Annotated in this window: 21 protein-coding genes; 7 read left to right on the top strand and 14 right to left on the bottom strand. The window is 72.1% G+C overall.

What is annotated here, in order from left to right:
• Positions 1–9 precede the first annotated feature (9 nt).
• Together HD596_RS01770 and HD596_RS01765 are read right to left on the bottom strand one after the other, a co-directional pair.
• Complete coding sequence (locus HD596_RS01770) at positions 10–246, bottom strand: hypothetical protein (protein ID WP_185067564.1); 237 nt, start codon at positions 244–246, stop codon at positions 10–12.
• Positions 239–1,501, bottom strand: coding sequence for a hypothetical protein (locus tag HD596_RS01765; RefSeq protein ID WP_185067563.1), 1,263 nt, complete (start codon positions 1,499–1,501; stop codon positions 239–241). The genes HD596_RS01770 and HD596_RS01765 overlap by 8 nt, the downstream gene beginning before the upstream one ends.
• A gap of 516 nt (positions 1,502–2,017) precedes the next feature.
• Between HD596_RS01765 and HD596_RS01760 the strand changes: the two genes are divergently transcribed.
• From HD596_RS01760 to HD596_RS60110, 4 genes are all read left to right on the top strand, one after another.
• Positions 2,018–2,443 (top strand): hypothetical protein, encoded by a 426-nt coding sequence (locus HD596_RS01760; protein WP_185067562.1) that lies wholly within the window; start codon positions 2,018–2,020, stop codon positions 2,441–2,443.
• 3 nt (positions 2,444–2,446) lie between these two features.
• Complete coding sequence (locus HD596_RS01755) at positions 2,447–2,860, top strand: DUF4279 domain-containing protein (RefSeq protein ID WP_185067561.1); 414 nt, start codon at positions 2,447–2,449, stop codon at positions 2,858–2,860.
• Between the two features lie 290 nt (positions 2,861–3,150).
• Complete coding sequence (locus tag HD596_RS01750) at positions 3,151–3,762, top strand: LysR substrate-binding domain-containing protein (RefSeq protein WP_185067560.1); 612 nt, start codon at positions 3,151–3,153, stop codon at positions 3,760–3,762.
• A 264-nt stretch (positions 3,763–4,026) separates the two neighbouring features.
• Complete coding sequence (locus HD596_RS60110) at positions 4,027–4,269, top strand: hypothetical protein (protein WP_221519133.1); 243 nt, start codon at positions 4,027–4,029, stop codon at positions 4,267–4,269.
• 223 nt (positions 4,270–4,492) lie between these two features.
• On the opposite strand, the gene HD596_RS01740 is transcribed toward HD596_RS60110, so the two are convergent.
• A complete protein-coding gene (locus HD596_RS01740; RefSeq protein WP_185067559.1) occupies positions 4,493–5,092 on the bottom strand; it encodes a TetR/AcrR family transcriptional regulator in 600 nt (199 codons plus the stop codon).
• Positions 5,093–5,218: 126 nt separating this feature from the next.
• Between HD596_RS01740 and HD596_RS01735 the strand changes: the two genes are divergently transcribed.
• The 3 genes from HD596_RS01735 (at position 5,219) to HD596_RS01725 (ending at position 7,136) form a co-directional block, all read left to right on the top strand.
• Positions 5,219–5,959, top strand: coding sequence for an SDR family NAD(P)-dependent oxidoreductase (locus tag HD596_RS01735; RefSeq protein ID WP_185067558.1), 741 nt, complete (start codon positions 5,219–5,221; stop codon positions 5,957–5,959).
• 81 nt (positions 5,960–6,040) lie between these two features.
• Positions 6,041–6,790 (top strand): SDR family oxidoreductase, encoded by a 750-nt coding sequence (locus HD596_RS01730; protein WP_185067557.1) that lies wholly within the window; start codon positions 6,041–6,043, stop codon positions 6,788–6,790.
• 40 nt (positions 6,791–6,830) lie between these two features.
• Positions 6,831–7,136 carry a tyrosine-type recombinase/integrase gene (locus HD596_RS01725; RefSeq protein ID WP_246554067.1) on the top strand — a complete coding sequence of 102 codons (306 nt, stop codon included), beginning with the start codon at positions 6,831–6,833 and terminating at the stop codon, positions 7,134–7,136.
• 28 nt (positions 7,137–7,164) lie between these two features.
• Here HD596_RS01725 and HD596_RS01720 read toward each other — a convergent pair whose 3' ends face one another.
• From HD596_RS01720 to HD596_RS01670, 11 genes are all read right to left on the bottom strand, one after another.
• Positions 7,165–8,379, bottom strand: a complete 1,215-nt coding sequence (locus tag HD596_RS01720) for an SDR family oxidoreductase (RefSeq protein ID WP_185067556.1) — start codon at positions 8,377–8,379, stop codon at positions 7,165–7,167.
• A gap of 82 nt (positions 8,380–8,461) precedes the next feature.
• Entirely contained in the window at positions 8,462–9,364 is a 903-nt protein-coding gene (locus tag HD596_RS01715; RefSeq protein WP_185067555.1) for an ACP S-malonyltransferase, read from the bottom strand.
• Positions 9,361–10,659, bottom strand: coding sequence for an NAD(P)/FAD-dependent oxidoreductase (locus HD596_RS01710; protein WP_221519132.1), 1,299 nt, complete (start codon positions 10,657–10,659; stop codon positions 9,361–9,363). Before HD596_RS01710 ends, HD596_RS01715 begins: the two co-directional genes overlap by 4 nt.
• Positions 10,656–11,402: a 3-oxoacyl-ACP reductase FabG gene (fabG, locus tag HD596_RS01705; RefSeq protein WP_185067554.1), complete on the bottom strand. Its 747-nt coding sequence runs from the start codon at positions 11,400–11,402 to the stop codon at positions 10,656–10,658. Before fabG ends, HD596_RS01710 begins: the two co-directional genes overlap by 4 nt.
• Positions 11,403–11,404: 2 nt before the next feature.
• The gene (locus HD596_RS01700; protein WP_185067553.1) at positions 11,405–11,656 is read right to left on the bottom strand and encodes an acyl carrier protein; all 252 of its coding nucleotides are present in this window, start codon (positions 11,654–11,656) and stop codon (positions 11,405–11,407) included.
• The gene (locus HD596_RS01695; protein ID WP_185067552.1) at positions 11,644–12,681 is read right to left on the bottom strand and encodes a beta-ketoacyl synthase N-terminal-like domain-containing protein; all 1,038 of its coding nucleotides are present in this window, start codon (positions 12,679–12,681) and stop codon (positions 11,644–11,646) included. The genes HD596_RS01700 and HD596_RS01695 overlap by 13 nt, the downstream gene beginning before the upstream one ends.
• On the bottom strand, positions 12,678–13,877 hold the full coding sequence (locus tag HD596_RS01690) for a beta-ketoacyl-[acyl-carrier-protein] synthase family protein (protein WP_221519131.1): 1,200 nt from the start codon (positions 13,875–13,877) through the stop codon (positions 12,678–12,680). Before HD596_RS01690 ends, HD596_RS01695 begins: the two co-directional genes overlap by 4 nt.
• Positions 13,864–14,919 carry a beta-ketoacyl synthase N-terminal-like domain-containing protein gene (locus tag HD596_RS01685; RefSeq protein WP_185067551.1) on the bottom strand — a complete coding sequence of 352 codons (1,056 nt, stop codon included), beginning with the start codon at positions 14,917–14,919 and terminating at the stop codon, positions 13,864–13,866. Before HD596_RS01685 ends, HD596_RS01690 begins: the two co-directional genes overlap by 14 nt.
• Positions 14,916–16,052, bottom strand: coding sequence for a beta-ketoacyl synthase N-terminal-like domain-containing protein (locus HD596_RS01680; protein ID WP_185067550.1), 1,137 nt, complete (start codon positions 16,050–16,052; stop codon positions 14,916–14,918). The genes HD596_RS01685 and HD596_RS01680 overlap by 4 nt, the downstream gene beginning before the upstream one ends.
• Positions 16,049–17,536, bottom strand: a complete 1,488-nt coding sequence (locus HD596_RS01675; RefSeq protein WP_185067549.1) for a class I adenylate-forming enzyme family protein — start codon at positions 17,534–17,536, stop codon at positions 16,049–16,051. Before HD596_RS01675 ends, HD596_RS01680 begins: the two co-directional genes overlap by 4 nt.
• On the bottom strand, positions 17,536–19,560 hold the full coding sequence (locus tag HD596_RS01670; RefSeq protein WP_185067548.1) for an AMP-binding protein: 2,025 nt from the start codon (positions 19,558–19,560) through the stop codon (positions 17,536–17,538). The genes HD596_RS01675 and HD596_RS01670 overlap by 1 nt, the downstream gene beginning before the upstream one ends.
• Positions 19,561–19,734 lie beyond the last annotated feature (174 nt).

The following is a 19,734-nucleotide window of genomic DNA, read 5'->3' as shown; positions in this document are numbered from 1 at the left end:
AGGTGTCTTCTAATCAACGATCAGGAAGACGCCCATGAACGGCGGCTCTGGCGAGACAAGGCGCCACACCACGCCAGTGAAATCACGGAACCATCTCTCTTCGAAGTTCTCTATGTTGCCGTACCGCGACTCCACGGGAATCTCTTCGAAGTCCCCGTTCTTGATTGCGGCGCTGAGCCATTCCTGGAAGCGGGCGAACTCTCCAGGGCTACGGAATCCATGGATCTCGTCGTAGTGTTCAGTCATGTTGCCTCATGGGGAACTCGCCACGGTTCACGATCCAGCTCGGATCTACCTTTTGTGTGATGAGTACTTGACTGCCGCCGCCGGCTAGGCCGCCCTGTTCGGCAGCGATGCCCTCGTAGTAGGTGATGCCAGGAGGTGCTCGGATCTCCACCCATTTCGTTGCTGTGTTCCCCCACTTTGTGAACAGGGCGCTGTCGAGGATGGATTGGACGGGGCCGGAGGGCTTGACCGCGCTCCAGTATGCTCCCAGTTCCTTGGAGGTGCCACCGTAGACTCGGTAGAGGGTGACCGGTTTGGTGGTCGTGACCGTCCAATAGCTGCTGCTTCTGAATGTAGTCATGAGATCCGGTTTGTCGGCGAGTGGGCCAGGGTTCAGCGGTCCGTAGCGGGTTCCGGGGTGAGGTGCTGAGCCGGTCCCGCCTGTATCTGCGGATGGCGGTTCCGCGCCGATGCCGTCGGAGCGCGTGGGTCCCTTTCCGACGTCGTCGGCAAGCCTGCCGGGCATCAGGGAGGTAGAGGTGGGCGGTTTGCGGCGGAGCGTGCTCTTAGCTGCTTTGCCTAGTGTTCCTACAACGCGGGTGCCGGCTGAGGCGGTGCTGCTGGCGCCTGTGGAGGCGATGGCGGCGAGGATGTCGGGGATGAGGCGGCCGAAGGCTCGGTCGGGGTTGGAGGCCCAGGTGTCCCAGTCCAGTAGTGCCTTGCCGAATTCGGCTGGATTCTGGATGGCGGCCATCAGGGACTGAGTCAGGTCGTTGACGCTGCGTTGCCAGCCCATGAAGTCGGTGGCTGCGCGGGTGGGGGAGTAGTCGATGACCAGTTGGCCGAGTCCGGCGACGCTTTCCACGGCTCCTTTGGCCTGCTCGGCCATCGGGTTGGAAGAGACCAGGTTCGGGTCGAAGATGTCCTGGAGTTGCTGGCCGATGCGGTCCCATACGTTGCCTGCCGTGGGCAGGGGCGCACCGGGAGCGAGCATGGCCTCGTCGACGGAGATCGGTGGCTTGCCCGCGCCGAACAGTTCCGGCCTGGCCAGTTCCATGCGCTCCAGGAGCACCAGTCGCCTGTTGATCTCGGGGCCCTGTCCGCCGGCCCACGCGGCTGTCTGGCGGATGGTGTCGGCTGAGGCAGTCGGCAGCCAGGCCCCGCGCAGGATGTTCCACAACTCTTCGCCGATGACGTCCAGCGAGACTTCGGCCTGGTGCAATGCGTCTTTCAACGCGCGGACGCCATCGGGGACCATGCCCTCCAACTGGCCCATGGCTAGCCTGGGCTGTCGGCTGGCGTACGGGCTGACAACGCCCGAAGTTCGTCCACGACGCCGGTGCAGCCCCTGCTGATGGCCTGGCGCTGGGCGGTCAGTTCGTCGGCGAAACGTTGTGCGGCTGGGCCTGTTCCACTTGTTCCCGGGTCATAGGTACTCCTTCGGGCGCGTCGACCTAACTCGGCGGTTCAAGGTAGGAGCCATTGGACTGTGCAGTATCCGGGGCAGCAACCGAATCGCCCGGATTGGTCTGAAGCGTCCGGATGGGACGACGCCGGCGGTAGGCGAGCGCCGCCATGTGGATGGCGCAACACGTCACGGCTGCATTCAGCTGAGAAAACGCCATAAAGATCATCCCGCATATCCCGTCATCAAGGTCCTACGGCTGCATACGGGTGCCCTCGGCGACCTATCCAGGGTCTGGAAAGCAAAAGACCTACGGCAGGGACACCACCGGTCAGAGGGCAAATTGCCTGGTCGAGAAGCGTGCCAGCAGGCGATCTGGAACGGGGAATGTGGCTGCTCACCAGTGATCAGACCCGCGTCAGGGTCGCCGGCGTCACCAAGCGCACGGCGGGCGAGCAGCGTGTGCACAACCTCACGGTCGCCGGCCTGAACAGCTACCACGTCGTGGTGGGCGGGGTGGACGTTCTCGTCCACAACGAGGATGAGCGGCCCGGCGAGGACTGCGCGGCCACCGAGAGGGCCGCCGAGGAAGCCGCCGAGGAGAGCGTCGATTTCAACAAGGTGAAGGAGCGGCGTCTCGAGCAGGAGTTGCGAGAGCGGTACGATCTCGATCCGCATGAGTTCAAGCGTGAAGAGCTCGGACGTGGCGCCAAGGTCTCGAGTTTCGATGTCTACAAGGGGTCGGACGGCTACTACTGGCTCATCAGCAAGGACGGCAAGGCCAAGATCAAGTCGGCGTACAAGTGGAAGTAGCGCATGTTCAACGTGTACCTGCGCCTGGTCGCCGATGACGGTGACCCTGAATCGGTGACCCAGGCGCTCGGTATCGCACCCGACGAGTCCACCCGGCACGGCCGCCCGTCCCCTAAGACGGGCAGGCCGTACGGGTTCAGTTCATGGACCCTCGCACTCGGCCGGCAGGTGGGGTCGGACCAGCTGGACGAGGTGTTCGGCGGGCTGACGGAGTGGGGCGACCGGGGTGCGCACACGCTGCGCGATCTTGCCCGTGACCGGGGCTGGGAGGCGACGTTAATCGTGGTACAGGAGTTCCGCGATGTTGAGGAGTCCCGGGAGAAGGGCATCTCGATGGGCGCGGACCTCATCCGCTGGCTGGCGGCGGCGCGGGCCGGTGTCGAGGTCGATCAATACCTCATGCTTTCGCCAGAGTGAGCTTGGTCGGCACGCGCGATATCACTGACGAGTGGCGGACGCGGTGAAGCCCTGAACCAAGGTCATCGCCGCTGCCGCCGCCGTTCCCACAGCCGGGGTGGGTGCCCTGGTCGCCGGAACGAGAATGAGGGTGCTCGGGGCGCTGCTCGCCATGTTCTCAAGCCTGCTCACGGTGCTGTCGAGCGTCCTGACCGTCGTCGGCGACCCCGGCACCCGACTCCTGCGCCTGGTGCTGCTAGCGGTGGCGGTGCCGCTGTTCGCGGCCGGCGCCACCTTACGCGTTGAACGCCATGGACGTCGCCGTGCAGCGCACCCGGCAGGCGGCCGAGACCGGGCCACTGCGCCTCGCCATGAAACCGGGCGGTGACGCCGGACTGCTGTCCGCGCTGCTCGCGGAGTATGCGAAGACTCCGCAAGCCCGACACGTCGACATCATGTTCCACCCCGGCTCGGAACGAGCAGACCTCGTCCGCGACGGACGAGCCGACGCCGCTCTCCTGTACGCGCCCTTCGAAGACCTCACCGGCCTCACGACCCAGACACTCCACGTCGAGGACCGCGTCGCCGTGCTGCCCGAAGGCCACCGCCTGGCCGAACGCTCCAGCATCAGGTCCGCGGATCTCGACGGAGAGACCTTCCCTCGTTGGCGTGGCATATCAAACGACGGATCTGACGGACCGGAGCTCAACGACGTCGCCGAACTGATTCCACTGGTGAGACTCGGACGAGTGGTCGCGGTACTTCCTCGCTCACTTGTCACCCCGGCCTCACCGGGCACCATCTGCGTCCCCGTCGCAGATGCCGGACCGAGCTGCATCGTCCTCGGGTGCAACGAGCACGACCATCGCGACTCCGTCGCCGTCCTCATGGCGGCGGCGGCAACGGCCAGCAGCACCCCCTGAGACCACCGCGCCCGCGGTCGGCCCAGTACAGAGTCGAGCCGGTTGCGGGTGTCGGTCAGGTCGGCGATCCGCCTGTCGCTCTGGCCACCTACGGCAACCAGTACGAGGAGGCGCTCGCCGCGCACTCCGACGATCCGGTGCGCGCGATCGAGGCGTTCCTGGACGTGGTGCTGGCGCGCATCGCCGACCCGTCGGTTCCTACGGGGTGCCTCATCGCGCAGTCCGCGGCGCAGTCGGCGATCCTCGGCGAGGAGAGCCGTGGCCATGTGCGCACCCTGCTCGACATCCAAACGCCGACGGGTACGCGGGGCGCTGGCGGCCGCACCGGCCGATCCCCGCGTCCTGGACGAGCCGGCCGTGTTCGTCGTCGCCATCAACCAGTCGCTGGCCGTGCTCAGCCGCGCCGGCGCCTCCGACGCCGAACTGCGTTCCGTGGCCCGGCTCGCCCGCACAACAGTGGCCGACACCCTCGCCCGCGCGGCGGCGGGCGAGGCCGCAGGCGACTGACGGCCGGCGAAGCCGTTGCAGCCGCTCACCCGCCCCGACCGAAGCGACGCCTCCCACCAGCCCCGCCGCCGTTGAGCAAGTGGGCTCCAAGGTTGTCAGGCACGTTCGTCACCGGTGAAGTCCTTCGAGGATTTCGCGCAAGGCCCCGGGACGGACAGTGACCTGGTCGAGGCCCCAGCGATCCGGACCGGCCGGCGGCGCGGTGGGCCCCCGAGCCCGCGGATCAAGCGCGGAGGGCGTCGATCAGGGCGTCGACGGCGGTGAGCGCGGCGGAGGTGTCGAGTCCTGCGCGGGAGACCAGGGAGAGTCCCTGGACGGTGAACAGCAGGAGCTGCGCCTGGGCCTCGGGGGTGGCGGCCTGGGTGACCTCGCCGGTGGCCTGCGCGCGCCGCAGGGCGTCGGCGACGATCTGGGTGAAGCGGGCGTGTGAGCGGGCTACGAGGTCGCGGGCCTCGGCATCGTGCGGGACGAGTTCGGCGGTGGTGTTGCCGATCATGCACCCTTGCGGAACGCCGACGTCGGAGGCGTACTCCTGCGCCCGGGCCGGATGGGTGAGCACCTCGCGCAGCGCCGGCAGCACCGGCCCGGCCTCCAGTGCCGTCAGTAGCCGGCGCTCGTAGGTGTCCCAGTACAGCTGGACCGCCGCCAGGTAGAACTGCCGCTTGTCGCCGAAGGCGCCGTACAGGCTGCCCCGCTCCAGCGCCAGCGCGTCGACGAGGTCCTGGACGGAGGTCTCTCCGTAGCCCCGGGACCAGAACAGCAGAAGAGCGCGCTCCAGGACCTGGTCCTTGTCGAATGCGCGGGGGCGTCCTGTCCGTGCCATGCCCCCAGGGTACGACTTTTTGACCGCTTGCACGAAATGCCGTACGGTGACGGCTGAGCGACTTATTGAACGAACGCACAGAAGTCGGTGGCGCGTGAGCGCGCCGGCGGACGAGAGGCAGGACCCATGGACTTCAACGGGAAGACGGCGCTGATCACCGGATCGGGCGCCATCGGCGGGCTCGGGCACGCGACAGCGAGGATCCTCGCCGCAGGCGGGGCCAACGTGATCATCACTGGCACCGACCCGGATCGTGGCGCCCAGGTCGTGGATGACGTGCGGGCGAGTGCGGCCGGCACCGTGCGCTTCATCCCCGCCGACCTGGCCGACCCGCAGGCCGTGCAACGGCTGGCCGATGACGCCGGGGCGGTGGACATCCTTGTCAACAACGCGGGCGTCGTCCCGTTCAGCGCGACCGCCGACCAGGACCTCGCCGGCTACGACGCCGCCTTCGCGGTCAACGTGCGCGCGCCGTTCGTCCTGGTGGCCCGGCTCGCGCCGAAGATGGCCGCAGGCGGGGGCGGCAGCATCGTCAACGTCAGCTCCACCGCGGCCGCCCTGGGCATGCCGGCGATGGCGGTCTACGGCGCCACCAAGGCGGCGCTGGAGTCGCTGACCCGCACCTGGGCGGCCGAGTTCGCCGGCTCCAACGTGCGCGTCAACGCCGTGGCGCCTGGCCCGATGACCACCTCAAAGGTGGTGGCGGCCATGGGCCCGGACCTCGGCGGCATGGGGCTGACGACCGCCCTGAAGCGCGCCGCCGACCCGGCCGAGGTCGCCCAGGTGATCGCCTTCCTCGCCGGCGACCAGGCCGGCTACGTGACCGGCGCCGTCGTGGCCGCCGACGGAGGCCGCACCGCCATCTGACCCGGGGCGCGCTCCGGTCCCTCTGCACAACCACCGTTACCAGAACCACGCGCTCGGGCGCGAGTGAGGAGATTGACGTCAATGGGTCGTCTTGAGGGCAAGTACGCCCTGATCACGGGAGGGACGAGCGGCATCGGGTTCGAGACCGCCCGCGAGTTCCTCGCCGAGGGAGCGGCCGTCGCGATCACCGGCCGCTCGCGCGAACGTCTGGAGGAGGCCGCCCGGCGGCTGGGCGGCCGGGTGCTGCCCGTGCTGTCCGACGCCGGCGACGTGCCCGGCCAGGCGGCGCTCGCGGCGCGGCTGCGGCAGGAGTGGCCGCGGCTCGACGTCGTGATGAGCAACGCCGCCGACGTCACCCACCTGCCGATCGAGGAATGGACCGAGGAGGCGTTCGACCGGCTCGTCGCCACCAACCTCAAGGGGCCGTTCTTCCTGATCAAGGCCCTGCTGCCGCTGTTGTCCCGGCAGGCGTCCGTCATCCTCGTCGGCTCCGTCTCCGCCTTCATCGGGCACGGGAACGCGGCGGTCTACGGCGCCGCCAAGGCCGGCCTGCTGTCCCTGTCGCGCGGGCTGACCTACGAGCTGAAGGAGCGGGGCGTCCGCGTCAACGGGCTGAGCCCGGGGCCGACCCTCACGGACACGTTCGCCTCACTCGGCCCCGAGCGGCAGGCCGCCCTGTACGCCGAGCTTCGGCGGACCGTGCCCCTGCATCGCATCGGCACCGCCACCGAGCTGGCAAAGGCGGCTGTCTACCTGGCCTCTGACGAGTCCGCCTACACCGCCGGCACCGTCCTGCGCGTCGATGGCGGCATCGGAGAACTCGCCTACTGACCTCGATTCGTCAGCGGTCCTGCACCACACTCTCGGTTGCGTGGACTGGCGGGGGGTGGTCCCGGCTCGGCGGCTCGCCGCCGGCGACATCTGCCCGCATACCGGCCGGGCCCGGCTCGGTGACGATCGTGCCTGCGTCCTGCTGGACAAGTACGCCGGGCTGGATCTGCACCAGCTGCGCCACAGCGCCGCCACCCCCCTCGGCGAGGCCGAGATCCCGCTGCGGCTCATCATGGGCAGGACCCGCCACAAGAACCCGCGCACGGCCATGCGCTACGTCAACCCCGGTGCCGAAGCCATCGCCAAGGTCACCGAGGTCCTGGCGCCCCGCCGCCGTACCCACTGATCGACCGAGTGGCTGCCGCTGCAGGTCACTACCGCCAAATCCCGCACTCTCGGTTCAGGTGTGTCGGCGGTACCGGGAGGAAGCCCGCTGATTGGAAGTAGTCGAGGTACACCCCGATGAGGGCGCCGTCCAGGGGCGGGCAGGTGATGCCGGTTCCGGCCAGGTCCCGTACGGTGTTCCGGTCGTCGGCGGTCGGCGGGCGGCCGGTTCCGGTGAGCAGCGCCCGGTAGTACTTCACCAGGACGCCGGCCTTGAGCAGCGCGCCGTCGTGCCGGTGCCGTGCCTGCCACAGGCGTTCGAGCCAGGTTTCGCACGAGACGTAGGAGACGGCGTACCGCTTGGCCACGTGGCCGATCAGGTCGCTCAGCGGCATGCGGGAATGGTTGACCAGGTAGCGCAGCGGGGCCGGTCCAGCGTCCTGCGCGGACATGTGGACGATGGCGCGGGCGACGTAGTCGACCGGCGAGAACGACACCGCGGGGCCGCCGCCGTCGGGCGCCGCGACGACGGGGGCCAGGCCGAGCAGGGCGATGGCTCGTACGAAGTGCCATATTCCGTCGTCGAGTTGGCAGGCTCCGGTGACGGAGTGGCCGCTGATGCGGCCGGGGCGGTGGATCCGTACCGGCAGCCCGCGGTCGCCGGCCTGCCGGACCAGGCGCTCGGCGACCCATTTGCCGGTGACATAGCCTCCGCCCGGGCGCCCCGGCGGAGGAGGTGCCGCGGTACGGTCCGCCGGATCACCCGGTACGGCGGCGGTGGAGATGAAGCTGAGCGGCTTGCCGCGGCGCTCGCAGGCCAACCGGATGATCTCCTGGGTGCCGTACACGTTGGCCGCCCGCAGCGCGGCGTACGGTGCGGCGTGGCCGACCTGGGCGCCGGCGTGTTGCACGGCGTCGATCCGCTCGGCGAGTTCCGCCCAGCGGGCGGGCGTCAGGCCGAGGCCGGGCGCGGTCAGGTCTCCGGCGACCGGGATGACGCGCCCGGCCGACCGGTCGTCCCAGATCAGATAGCGCCGCATGGCCTCGCGCAGGCGGGACGCCGCGTGGTGGTCGCTGTCGGCGCGCACCAGGCACCACACGTCGGCGTCGGCGCGGTCGAGGAGCTCGCGGAGCAGGAACGCGCCGAGGAAGCCGGTGGCGCCGGTGAGCAGCACGTGGCGGGCCGGTCCGGCGGCGGATGCGGTGCCGTCGGGGACGATGCCGGGGTCGAGCACGGCATCCGCGGTGGGATCGTGGTGGTGCATGGGCGCCCTTCGGTCGCGCGGCAGGCGGGGCTGGTCCGCTTGTGGGTCACGTGGTCGAACGGCGGTGCTCAGCGGGCCGCCTTCACCCGGGTGGAACCGGTTCGGGCAGCGCGCCGAGGCCGGTGAACTTGAGGATGCGGGCGCGGCGTCCGAGTTTGAGCAGGGTCGTACCCGGTCCGGCGTCGACGAGGCCGGGCACGTCGAGGTCCCGTACCGTACGCACGGCCTCGTGCCAGCGCACCGGGAGCACCAGGCCGCGCGCGAGTTGTTCTCGGACCTGGACCGGGTCGGTGTGCGGTCGTACGTCGATCGCGGAGACGAATCGGGTCGTACTCGGGCGGAAGTCCGCAGACTCCAGACGGCGCCGCCACGCCGGGACGGCGTCCATCATCAGCGGACTGTGGAAACCGCCGGGTATCGGCAGCACTTCGGCGCGCAGGCACTGTTCCTCGGCGATGCGTACGGCCGCGGCCACCGCCTCGGGAGCGCCCGACAGTACGGTCTGCCGGGCGCTGTTGAGCCCGGCGACGTCGAGGATCTCGCCGTGCTCGGCGACCACGCTCCGGCGCAGCCATTCGAGTTCGCCCGCGTCGGCGCCGACGATCGCGACCATCGCCCCGGGCCTGCGCAGGCTCTGGTCGCGGCACAACCGGCCGCGGTCCACGGCCAGTTCGAAGCCCTCGTCGGTACGGAGGAATCCGGCGTACGCCGCGGCGGTCAGCTCGCCCAGGCTGTGGCCGAGCGCCACCGGTGGGCGGTGGTCCGGCCCGAAGGCCGTGTGGGCCGCCGCGAGGCCGGCGGCGAAGGTGGCGGGCTGGACGACCGAGGTGTCACCGAGGTCCAGCGCCTCGGGATCCGCCGCGCCGAACGTCGTCAGCAGCCGGGCGACCAGCGGGTGCCGGACGTGGGCCCACAGGGCGGAGCGCAGCGTCTGCGCCGTGATGCCCTGTCCGGGAAAGGCGATTCCGTACTGTTCGGCGATCACGCCGGTACCTCCTCAGACCGGTTACCAGGCACGGGCACGAGGTCGGGACCGGTGCCCGCCGCGCGGTCGAAGAACGCCTGCACCCACGCCGGGTCGTGCGCGAGCCCGGCGATCCGGGCCTCCACCCGGTCGGCGCGGAGCCGGGCGAGCGCGAGGGTGTCGGAGTAGCGGGCGGCGAGCAGGCGGTCGCGGTCGAGGGCATAGCGCTCCAACGCGGCCTGCCGGCGCGCCGGATCGGGCAGGTCGGCGCCCAGGTGGGCGGCCAGGAGCGCCGCCTGCTGGAACGCCGCGGTGATGCCGTCGGCGGTGATGGAGTCCTTGTGGTGTCCCGCGTCGCCGACCAGCACCCATCCGGGTCCGGCCGCGCGGCGGAAGAAGTTCCGCTGTGTGCCGCTGCCGCGGAGCGGGCCGACCCGGGTGCCGGCGAGGGCGCGTTCGTACAGTTCCGGCGCCGCGGCCGCGAGTCCGCCCAGGTAGGCGGCGGGCAGGTTGCGACGGACAGCCTCGAACTCGGCCTGGGGGAAGTACACCGCGAGCAGGGTACGGCCGTCGTTGGTGGGCAGGCAGCCGACCCAGCGGCCGCGTACCGAGTGGGCCTCGAACCTGGTGACCGGCACCCCCTCCCAGTAGCCGTAGTAGACGCAGGTCAGCGGCGGGTGTTCGCGGACCGTCTCGGCACGTACGGCGCCCGCCACGACCGAGCGCATACCGTCCGCGCCGACGACCAGCGCGGCGCGGTCGGTGCCGCTGCCGGAGGCGGTACGCCATCGCACCCCGACGGCCCGCCCGTCCTCGACGACCACGTCGGTGACCCGGCAATCCTCGCGGAACTCCGCTCCGGCGTCGGTCGCGGCCTTGGCGAGGAGGGTGTCGAGGAGGTAACGCCGTGGCGCGTAGGCCACGTGGACGCCGTGAACCGGAGTGGGAGCGCCTTCGACGGCGACTTGGCCCATGCGGTGCATGGCCGAGGTGATCGGCGGGCAGCCGGTGGCGGCGACCCGGTCGAGCAGGCCCCAGCGGTCGAGCAGGGCGGTGCCGGGTTGGTGGATGTACAGGGTGGACAGGGTGTCGCGGGGGAAGCGAGCGCGGTCCAGCATGAGGACGCGGTAGCCCGCGCGGGCCAGCAACATCGCCGCGGGCGCTCCGCCGCAGCGGGCACCCACGACGATCACGTCATAGCCGACGCCGGAACCGGAACCGGAACCGGAGCCGGAGCCGGAGCCCGGACGGCCGGTGGCGGATGCGGCCACGGAGCTGGAGCCGGAGCCCGGACGGCCGGTGGCGGACGCGGTCACGGCACCAGCCCTCCATCGACGCCGATGACCTGCCCGGTGATGTAGCGGGCGCGGTCGGAGACCAGGAAGGCGACCAGATCGGCGACCTCGCCGGGAGTCCCGGGCCGGCGCAGCGGGATCTTCCCGATGATGGACGCCTGCACCTTGGGCGGCAGATCGCTGGTGATGTCGGTGGTGATCAGCCCGGGCGCGACGACGTTCGCGCGCACCCCGGACCGGGCGAGTTCGCGCGCCAAGGACGCGGTGAAGCCCACGATGCCGGCCTTGGACGCGGCGTAGTTGCTCTGTGCCGGGCCGCCGTGCGCGGCCGCGACCGAGGACAGCGTGACGATCGAGCCGCTGCCATGCCGCATGAGCGGGAGCGCGGCGGCACGACAGACGTGGTACGTGCCGTACAGGTTGGTCTGGATCACATCGTCCCATTCGGCGTCGGTCATGCGTGCCAGCGGCCGGTCCCGGACGATGCCGGCGCAGGTGACGAGCACCGACAGCGGCCCGAGGTGCTCTTCGGCGGCCGCGACCAGCGCCCGGGCCTGGTCGGCGGACGCGACGTCGGCCTCGTACGCGAGCACGCGGGCACCCGCCGCCCCGGCCTCGGCCGCCACCTCCTCCGCGGCGTCCTTACGGGTGCGGTAGCAGAACGCGACGTCGAACCCGTCGGCGGCCAGGCGGGTCACGACAGCGCGGCCGATGCCACGTGATCCCCCGGTCACGATGGCGACCGGGCGGTGGGCGCCCGTCATGCTCACGCCGCTTCGAGCCGGTCGGCGAGGAAGGCGTGGACGGCGTTCACGGAGGTGAGACCGGCGAACTCGGACTCCTCCAGACGGATGCTGTACTTCTTCTCCAACTGCACGAGGATCTCCATGGTGGCGAGCGAGTCGACGCCGAGGTCGGCCTCGAAGTCGCTCTCGTAGCCGACGACGTCGGCCGGGAGTTCGAGCTCTTCGGCGAAGAAGTCGCGCAGCTCGTCGCGGGTGGGGATCAGGGTTGCCATGGGGTCCTGCCTTTCGGGGTCGGTGATGCCTGTTCGGTGGATGTGTAAGGGTTCGCCGTGCCAGGGAGCACGTCGGCGATCGAGACGTGGCCGTGCGTGGACACGGCGAGCACCACGGCCCGCTCGGCCGTACCGGCCGCCATCCGGCCGACCACGCGGCGCAGCGGTGCGAGGGATCCGCTGCCCGGCGGCCGGGTGAGGATGGTGACGGCGCGGTCGCCCGCGCGTGCGGCCAGCCACCCGGCGACCGCCGCTCCCGCGGGCGAGTCGTCGAGCACGGCGTCGATGCGCGCGACCGGCCGGCCGTCGGCGAGGAGTTCCTTCCACAGCGGGTCGAGTACGTCGGAGGTCTCGGGCACCCCGCCCGCCGCGCCGACGAACGCGCCGCGCACGGAGCAGTGGCCGTACGCCCGTTCTCCGGCGACCGGAACACCTTCCTGTACGCACACGAGCACGGCGGCGCCGAGGTCGTGCGCGGACCCACCGCCCTGGACGGGCGCGGGCCGGTCTTCGACGGCGCCCGCGAGCACAGCCGTGGCACGCCCGGCGGCCAGTGCGCGCGCCGCCGTCTGTACGGCCTCCAGTCCGGCGACCGCCGGGGAGTTGGTGGTCAGGACCAATGCCTGCAGCCCGTGTTCCGGGGCCAGTCGGCCGCCGAACATGCTCAGCGCCATGTACGGTACGCGCGCCGGGGACAGATCCGCCGCCCCCGTGGCGATGACGGTACGGTCGAAGTCGTCCTGGAGCGCGGCTCCCGCGTTGTTGCCGCCGATCACGGCCGCCCGGTCCTGTGGTGGGAGGCCGGCGAACCACGTACCGGTGTCGTCGAGTGCCGAGCGGGCCGCAGCGAGCAGGTACCGGCAGGCCGGCGGCAGTTTCCGGTAGCCGCGGCCGGGGAGCAGCGCCTCGGCGTCGAACCAGCCGGGAAACGGTTCCACGGGAGGTTCGAGGGCGCGGGCCGGCCGGAGGGCGCCGGGGGCGATCATCCCGAGGCCGAGGACGCGTACGCGGACCGGGGCGTTCATGCCGGGTCTCCCACCCGCGAGAGCACGAACGAGGCGTTGATTCCGCCGGTCGCGCACGAGTTGACGAGCACGGCCGGCCGGTTCAGCGGTACGGGCCCGTCCTGCGGCAGCCACACGTCGCACTCCGGGTCCTGGTCCAGGGGCGCGTTGGCCGGGATCCGGGCCCGGAAGGCGATGAGCGCCGCGGTCAGGCACGCGAACATGCCCGCGGCCCCCGAGGTGTGGCCGATGAGCGCCTTGAGCGCGAACACCGGTGGACGGCCGGAGGAATCGCCGAAAACGCGGCGTAGTGCCCGGCTTTCCACCGCGTCGTTGACGGGGGTGCCGGTCGCGTGCGGCAGCACACAGCCCACCTGCTCCGGCCGGACTCCGGCGTCGGCGAGCGCGTTCCGCATGGCCCGGACCAGTTGCACCGCCTCGGGCTCCGGGGCGGTGGGGTGGTGGTAGGCGTCGCAGCTCCAGGCGGCGGCGCCGAGCTCCGCGTACGGCCGGGTTCCCCGCGATGCGGCGTGGGCGGCGGATTCGAGGACCGCGAACGCGGCGCCGTCGGCGAACACGGTGCCCGCCCGGTCGCGGGCGAACGGCCGGCAGCCGTACGGATCGGTCACCCGGATCCGGTCGAACCCGGCCATGCCGACCCGGGTGATGCCCTCCGCGCCGCCGACGAGCACCACGTCGGCCTCGCCGGCACGGATGACGTCCAGCGCGACGCCGAGCGCGTAGCCGCCCGCGGCGCAGGCGTTGCCCAAGCCGGCGGTGCCCGCCCGCGAGCCGACCGCCTCGGCGACGACCGCGGCGGTGACCGCGAGCGGGGTCCACGGCGGGGTGCCGCCCGCGCCGCGCTGCTCTTCCTGAACGCTCGCGTTGCCCATCTCGACGCCCATCACGACGGGGATGCGTACGGTGTCGCCGCGGCCGATGCCGGCGTCCGCGAGTGCTTCACGTGCGGCCGCGACCGCCATACGCGGGGCCGGGCCGAGCGGGATCCCGGCGTGGGTGCCGGGGTCGGCGGGGATCGCGGAAGGTGGTGTCAGGTACATACGCCTGGCCCGCATGTGCATGTACGGCAGATCGACCTCGCGGGGCGCCGCTCCACCCGCGAGCAGACCGGCCCAGTGAGCCTCGGCGCCCGCGCCCAGGCAGGAGACGGCACCAAGCCCGGTCAGCACCGCACGACGCCGATCAGGCACCATCATGCCGATCACCTCCGAAGCCGTTCCCGTACGTGACGTCGCCGGCGGGCCGAGGCGGCACGTTCTCGGCAGGCCGGGTGAGCAGCACGGCGGCCACCGCGCTCGGATCGCCTTCCCCGTCGGGTCGGTCGCCGGTGCCGTCGTCGCCGGCGACCGCGAGCACGGCGTCGTGGCCGGGCCGGTCGAGCCAGGCGAGAGCGGCGGCGCACTGCAGGACACCGAGCGCGCCGGAGCAGCGGCCGAGCCGGGCGGTGAGATCGACTGTGCTGGCCGCGTGGCCGGTACCCGGACCCGCGGGGAGATCGACCGCGTCGGCCGCGATGCCGATACCCGGCCCCCCGGCGAGCCGCAGTCCGATGGGGCCCCGCCACGTTCGGGTCGCGCGGTGAACGGCCTCGGCGCGGTCGGCGGCTCTGCCGTAGGCGTGGATCTCGGCGCGCGGCCGGGCGCCGCGGGCGCGGGCCCGCGCGGGGGTCTCGAGGATGAGGCACACGGCGCCGTCCAGTCGCGTCGTGCCGCCGTGCAGCCTGGCGACCGGCGCGGTGTCCGGTTCGACGCCGACGACGACGGCGGCTTCGGCGCGGCCCGCGGCGAGCAGGGCGGTGGCCCAGAAGATCGCGTCCAGGCCGCTGGTGGTGCCGCTGCACAGGGTGATGTTGGGTCCGCGCAGGCCGTGGTCGAGGGCGATCCAGCTCGCGGTGACGTTGCTGGACATGTGCGGCACGCGCATCGGGCTGAGACCGATGACGGTCTCCTTGCCGATGGTGTCGACGAACTCGCAGACGGTGTCGAGGTTCCCGAGGTTGCTGCTGACGATGACGGCGGTGCCCGTCACGCTGCCCGACGCGGGCAGCGTGACGCCGCGCAGCGCCCGTCGGGTGGCACGGAGGGCGAGCCGGGACGCGCGGTCCTTGTGCCGCAGCCCGATTTCGACGCGGGCGGCGTCGTCCTCGGGTGCGGCGGCGGTGCCGAGGCCGAGGAGGTCGTATTCGTCGGCGACGCCGGTGACGGCGAGCGCGCAGCCGGTGATCACGGCGCGTGTCATGCGGCCCCGCCGATGACGGCGACGGCGTTGATGCCGCCGAGGCCGATGGCGTTGATCTGCGCTGTGTCGAAGCGGCCACGGGCCGGGTGGCCGGCGACGAGGCGCAGGTCCCCAGCCTCGGGGGAGGGGTCGCTCAGCCCGGGTATCGGCGGCAGTTCCCCGGTCCGCATGGCCAGCACGGCGATGATCAGGCTCATCAGACCGGATCCCCCGCAGGTGTGGCCCAGGCCGGACTTCACCGAGGTGACCAGCGGGCCGGGCCGGACGCCCCGGAAGACGTCGCGCAGTACGCCGGCCTCCACCGCGTCGTTGTGGCGTGTGCCGCTGCCGTGCACCACGACCAGGTCGATGTCGGCGGCGTCGACTCCGGCACGGCGGTGGGCGTCGCGGACGGCCCCGGCGACGCCCGCGACGTCGGGCACGGTGGCATGCGCCGCGTCACAGTTCATCGCGACCCCGCGGACACAGGCGTGTGCGGGGCGGGGATGGGCGCCGGAGGCCCGTACGACGACCGCGGCGGCGCCCTCCCCCATGACCATGCCGCGGCGGTGCCTCGCGAACGGCTGTATGGCCTGCGGCGGCGGGTTCTGCACGCGGTCGAGTCCCCCGAAGGAGCTCTCGGTGATGGCGTCGGTGCCCGCGACCACGACGGTGTCGGCGAGGCCGAGCGCGATCAGGTCGGTGGCCATGCCCAGGGCGTAGAGAGCGGCGGCGCACGCGCTGGCCACGGTGTGCGTCTCCGCGGTGCCGAACGCGTCGCGCATCACCTGGCCGAAGTGCAGTTCGGCGGGGGTGAGCGAGTGCCCGTCGCGCCACCACAGCTCGGCGGAGCGCAGTTCGCGCAGTGTGGTTCCGACGATGACCGGCACGTCGGGGACAGTGGCGGGCAGCCCCGCGTCGGCGAGCGCCGCGGCGACGGCGGCACGCAGCCAGCGGGAGGCGCGCCCCGGTTCGTCCTGGCCGGGGACGGTCCGGTCGTCGATCTCGTACGCGTGCTTGACCCGGAAGAGTGCGCTGTCGAAGGCCCGCAGCGGCGCGACTCCGGTACGTCCGTCGCACAGCGCCCGGTGCACCGCCTCGGGTTCGTCGCCGAGGCAGGTGACGACGCCCATGCCGACGATGTCCCCGCTCATCGCGGCTCCCGCGGGGCGCGCAACTGGTAACGGGCGAGCTTCCCGGTGGAGGTGGTGGGCAGCGCGGCGAGCACCTCGACGCGCGAAGGCCGCTTGTACGGCGGCAGGTTCTCCCGGATGGCCCGCCTGAGGGCGCGGCGGGCCTGATCGGGTGTGACGCCGTCGGCGGGAACGGCGTGAACCACGACCTGCTCCAGCCCCGTGTCGTCGCGCCCGCCGACGACGACCAGGTCGGCGATGCCGTCGGCGGTACGCAGTTCCGCCTCGATCTCGGCGGGCGCGACCTTGAAACCGCCGAGGTTGAGCAGGTCGTCGGCCCGGCAGACGTGGCGGAAGTCGCCGTCCTCGGTGCGGTAGGCGATGTCGCCGGTGTAGACACCGCCGTCGGCGAACGTGCGCGCGGAGTCCTCGGGCCGGTCGATGTAGCCGAGCGCGGCCGAGGCGGTCCGGATGTGCAGGCGGCCGGGCGAGCCGGCGGGCAGCGGACGGCCGTCGTCGTCCCGTACGGTCGCGGTGACGCCGGGCACCGGGTGGCCGGTGGAGCCGTGCAGGACGTCCTGCGGGTCGGTCGCCAGGACGATGTGCAGCACCTCTGTCGCCCCCAGCCCGTTCACCACCGGGACGCCGAGCAGGCGCGCCGCGCGGGCGGACAGCTCGGCGGGCAGATGTTCGCCCGCGGCGAGCGCGAGGCGGAGGGACGACGGGTCCAGCACCGTGCCGCGCTCGACGGTGTCGAGCAGGGCCGCGTACAGCCTGGGCACCGCGCACAGCACGGTCGGCCGGTGCCGGTGGACGGCGGTGATCGCGGTGTACGGATCGACGGGGCCCGCGAGCAGCACCGACCGGGCGCCGGCCGCCAGCGGGAACAGCACGGAGTTCCCGAAGCCGTAGCCGAAGGACAGTTTCGCGGTCGACAGCACGGTGTCGTCGGGGGTGAGGGCGAGGACAACGCCGAAGCCGTCGAGGACGGCGCGGAGCCCGGCCATGCTGTGGCGCACGCCGCGCGGTTGGCCGGTGCTGCCGGAGGTGTACTGGACCAGGACCTCCGCTTCCGGCACGAACGGGGCGGGCGGCCCGACGTCGGCGGCGGGGGTGGCGCGCGGTTCGTGCACGGGCAGCGGGCCGAGCGCCTCACGCAGGCTGTCGCGCCGCCCCTTGGGCAGCGCGATCCAGGCGTGCTCGGCGGCGCAGTCGCGGGCGACGAAGGCGATCTCCGCATCGCGCAACATCGGGCTGAGGACGACGGGGACACAGCCGTACCACCACAGGCCCAGCACCGCGACGACGGTGTCCACGCTGTCGTCGCCGACGACCAGCGCACGGCAGCCGCGGCGTACTCCGGCGGCGGCGAGCGCTCCGGCGTGGTCGCAGGCAGCCTGGGTCAGTTCGGCGTAGGTCAGGGTGCGTACGTGGTCGGCGAGAGCGGTCCGGCCGCCCTGCCCGGCCGCGACGTGGCGCAGCAGCAGCATCTCGACGGGGTCCATCACGCGCCGCCGGCCGGTGCGGCGGCGACCAGGCCGCGGCGGGTCAGGAGATCTAGGACGTCGGCGAGCGCCTCGATCCCGGCGGCCTCCTCGGCCTCGAACCGTACGGCGAAGGCGCGTTCGACGCGAGTGACGAGCTCGATCTTCTGCAGGGAGTCCATCTGCAGGTCGGTGTGGAAGCCGTCGGCCATGGAGACCTGCCCGGGTTCGGCGTCGAGTACGTCCTCGGCGAGGTGGCGCAGGGTCTCGGCCACCTGCGCCCAGGGCCGTACGTGCCCTGCCGCGGCGGCGTGCGGCGCGGTGGCCAGATGAGACGCCAGATCCCGGTACTTCTCGCGGAGCCGGCGCTTGAGCACCTTGCCGGTCGCACCGACCGGCAGGTCGTCGTCGGTGACCGCGATCTCCAGCGCGGCGAGGGGCGGCTGGCCGATCGCCACGAGCGCGGAGTTGGCCCGGGCAAGAAGCCCGGCGGCCGGACCGGCGCCCGGGCCGGTGTCCGAGTCGCTGTCCGGGCCGGACGCCGGATCCTCGTTGCGCAGCCTGACCACTGCCACCGCAACGATCGCCCCGGCGTCATTCCCGGCCACCACCGCGCAGTCGGCGACCTCGGGCAGCGCGAGCAGCACCGTGTCCTCCATCAGGACGGAGTGGCCCGTCCCCCCGGCCGTGGGGATCGCGTCCACGATGCGGTCAACGTGGAAGTACTCGTTCCGGGCGGTGCGGCGTACCAGGTCGCCGGACAGGAAGTACCCGGCGAGCCGGCTGCGGTGAGTGGTGTCGGAGTCGTTCCAGTAGCCGGTGGTGACCGAGTCGCCGCGTACGCCGAGCATGCCCACCTCATCGGGGCCGGCGAGGCTGCCGTCCTCGCGCAGGACCGCGACCTTCATTGCGGGCACCGGTCTGCCGAGGTGGCGCGGGGCGGACGGCATGTCGGCGGTGGTGGTACGGCGCAACGCGGCCCAGCCGAGTTCGGACGAGCCGAGGATGTCGTGGAACATCGAGCCGGGCACCCGCTCGCCCCCGACGTCGCGGTGGCCGAGCCGCACCAGCCGCCGCATGTGGACCTCGTGCGCGGAATCACCCACGTTCACCCAGTCGCGTACCGAGTCGAAATCCTCCGGATCGGCGTCGGACAGCGCCAGTTCGGCGAGGACGTGGTTGAACGCGAACACGGTCGTGGGACGGTACCGGGCGGCCGCCCGGGACAGGCCCGCCGCGCTGCGGTCGGCCAGCGCGACCATCGGCAGGCCGGCGAGCAACGCGAAGAACGTGACGGCGATGGCCGCTCCGTGCGACAGCGGCGCCGCGCACAACAGCAGCGAGTCGTCCGGCTCGGGCTGGGTGGACAGCCGGAAGGCGGGCCCCGCCGTGCCCTGCCCGTGCGTCCAGATGACGAGCTTCGGGTCGCCGGTGGTGCCGGAGGAGTGGCACAGGAAGATCGGGTCGGAGTCGCTGTGCCGGTACCGGGCTTGGTCCGGCAGGACGGCGCCGCTCAGGTCGCCGGCCTCGGATCGGGTGAACGCCCATCGCAGCGAAGGGAGCTCTTTCTCGCCCCCGCCGAGTCGCGCCAGGTGCGCGGCGTCGGTGTAGAGGCCCACTGCGCCGGCGCGCCGCATGAGCCCGAGCGCGACCTCGCCGGGAAGCCGACCGTTGACGACGACGGCGATCGCGCCGATCTGCGCGAGCGCGGCGAGGTGCGCGTGCTCCTCGAACGAGTCCTCCAGATACAGCGCGACCCGGTCGCGTGGCCGCACGCCCTGCGCGAGATACCAGGACGACCACGCGTCCGCGAGCGCGCACAGCGCGGCGATTCCGAACTCGGCGCGCGGCGCTCCGTCGACGCCGGGTATCGGCGGATCCGCCACGACCAACGTGGCATCCGGATCGCGGCTGTGCGCCAGCGCCGTCCGCCACAGGTTCCCGCCGCCGAGGCCGGGGTCCTGGGCCACGGCGAGGCGCCCCGCCCTGGACAGCAGGGTACGGCGCGCGGATGCCACGGACAGATCGGTGAACGCGGACAGCATGGGACCACCGGCTTTCACGGGAGGGAACGCGCCGCCGCGCGCACCCTCTCTCCGGTGCCGCGGTCGTTGCGGAAACGAGCCAAGTCCACCTGCGATCTCGCTTCCGGGCAACCGATTGCGCGCCCCGCCCGGCGTGTCGAGCAACATCCACCAGATCTCGACCGAGCGCGAAGA

Origin of the sequence: Nonomuraea jabiensis, assembly GCF_014204795.1 — a bacterium.
GTDB classification, from domain to species: domain Bacteria; phylum Actinomycetota; class Actinomycetes; order Streptosporangiales; family Streptosporangiaceae; genus Nonomuraea; species Nonomuraea jabiensis.
The sequence above is the reverse complement of the archived record's forward strand: the minus strand, read 5'-3'. Positions and strand labels throughout refer to the sequence as shown.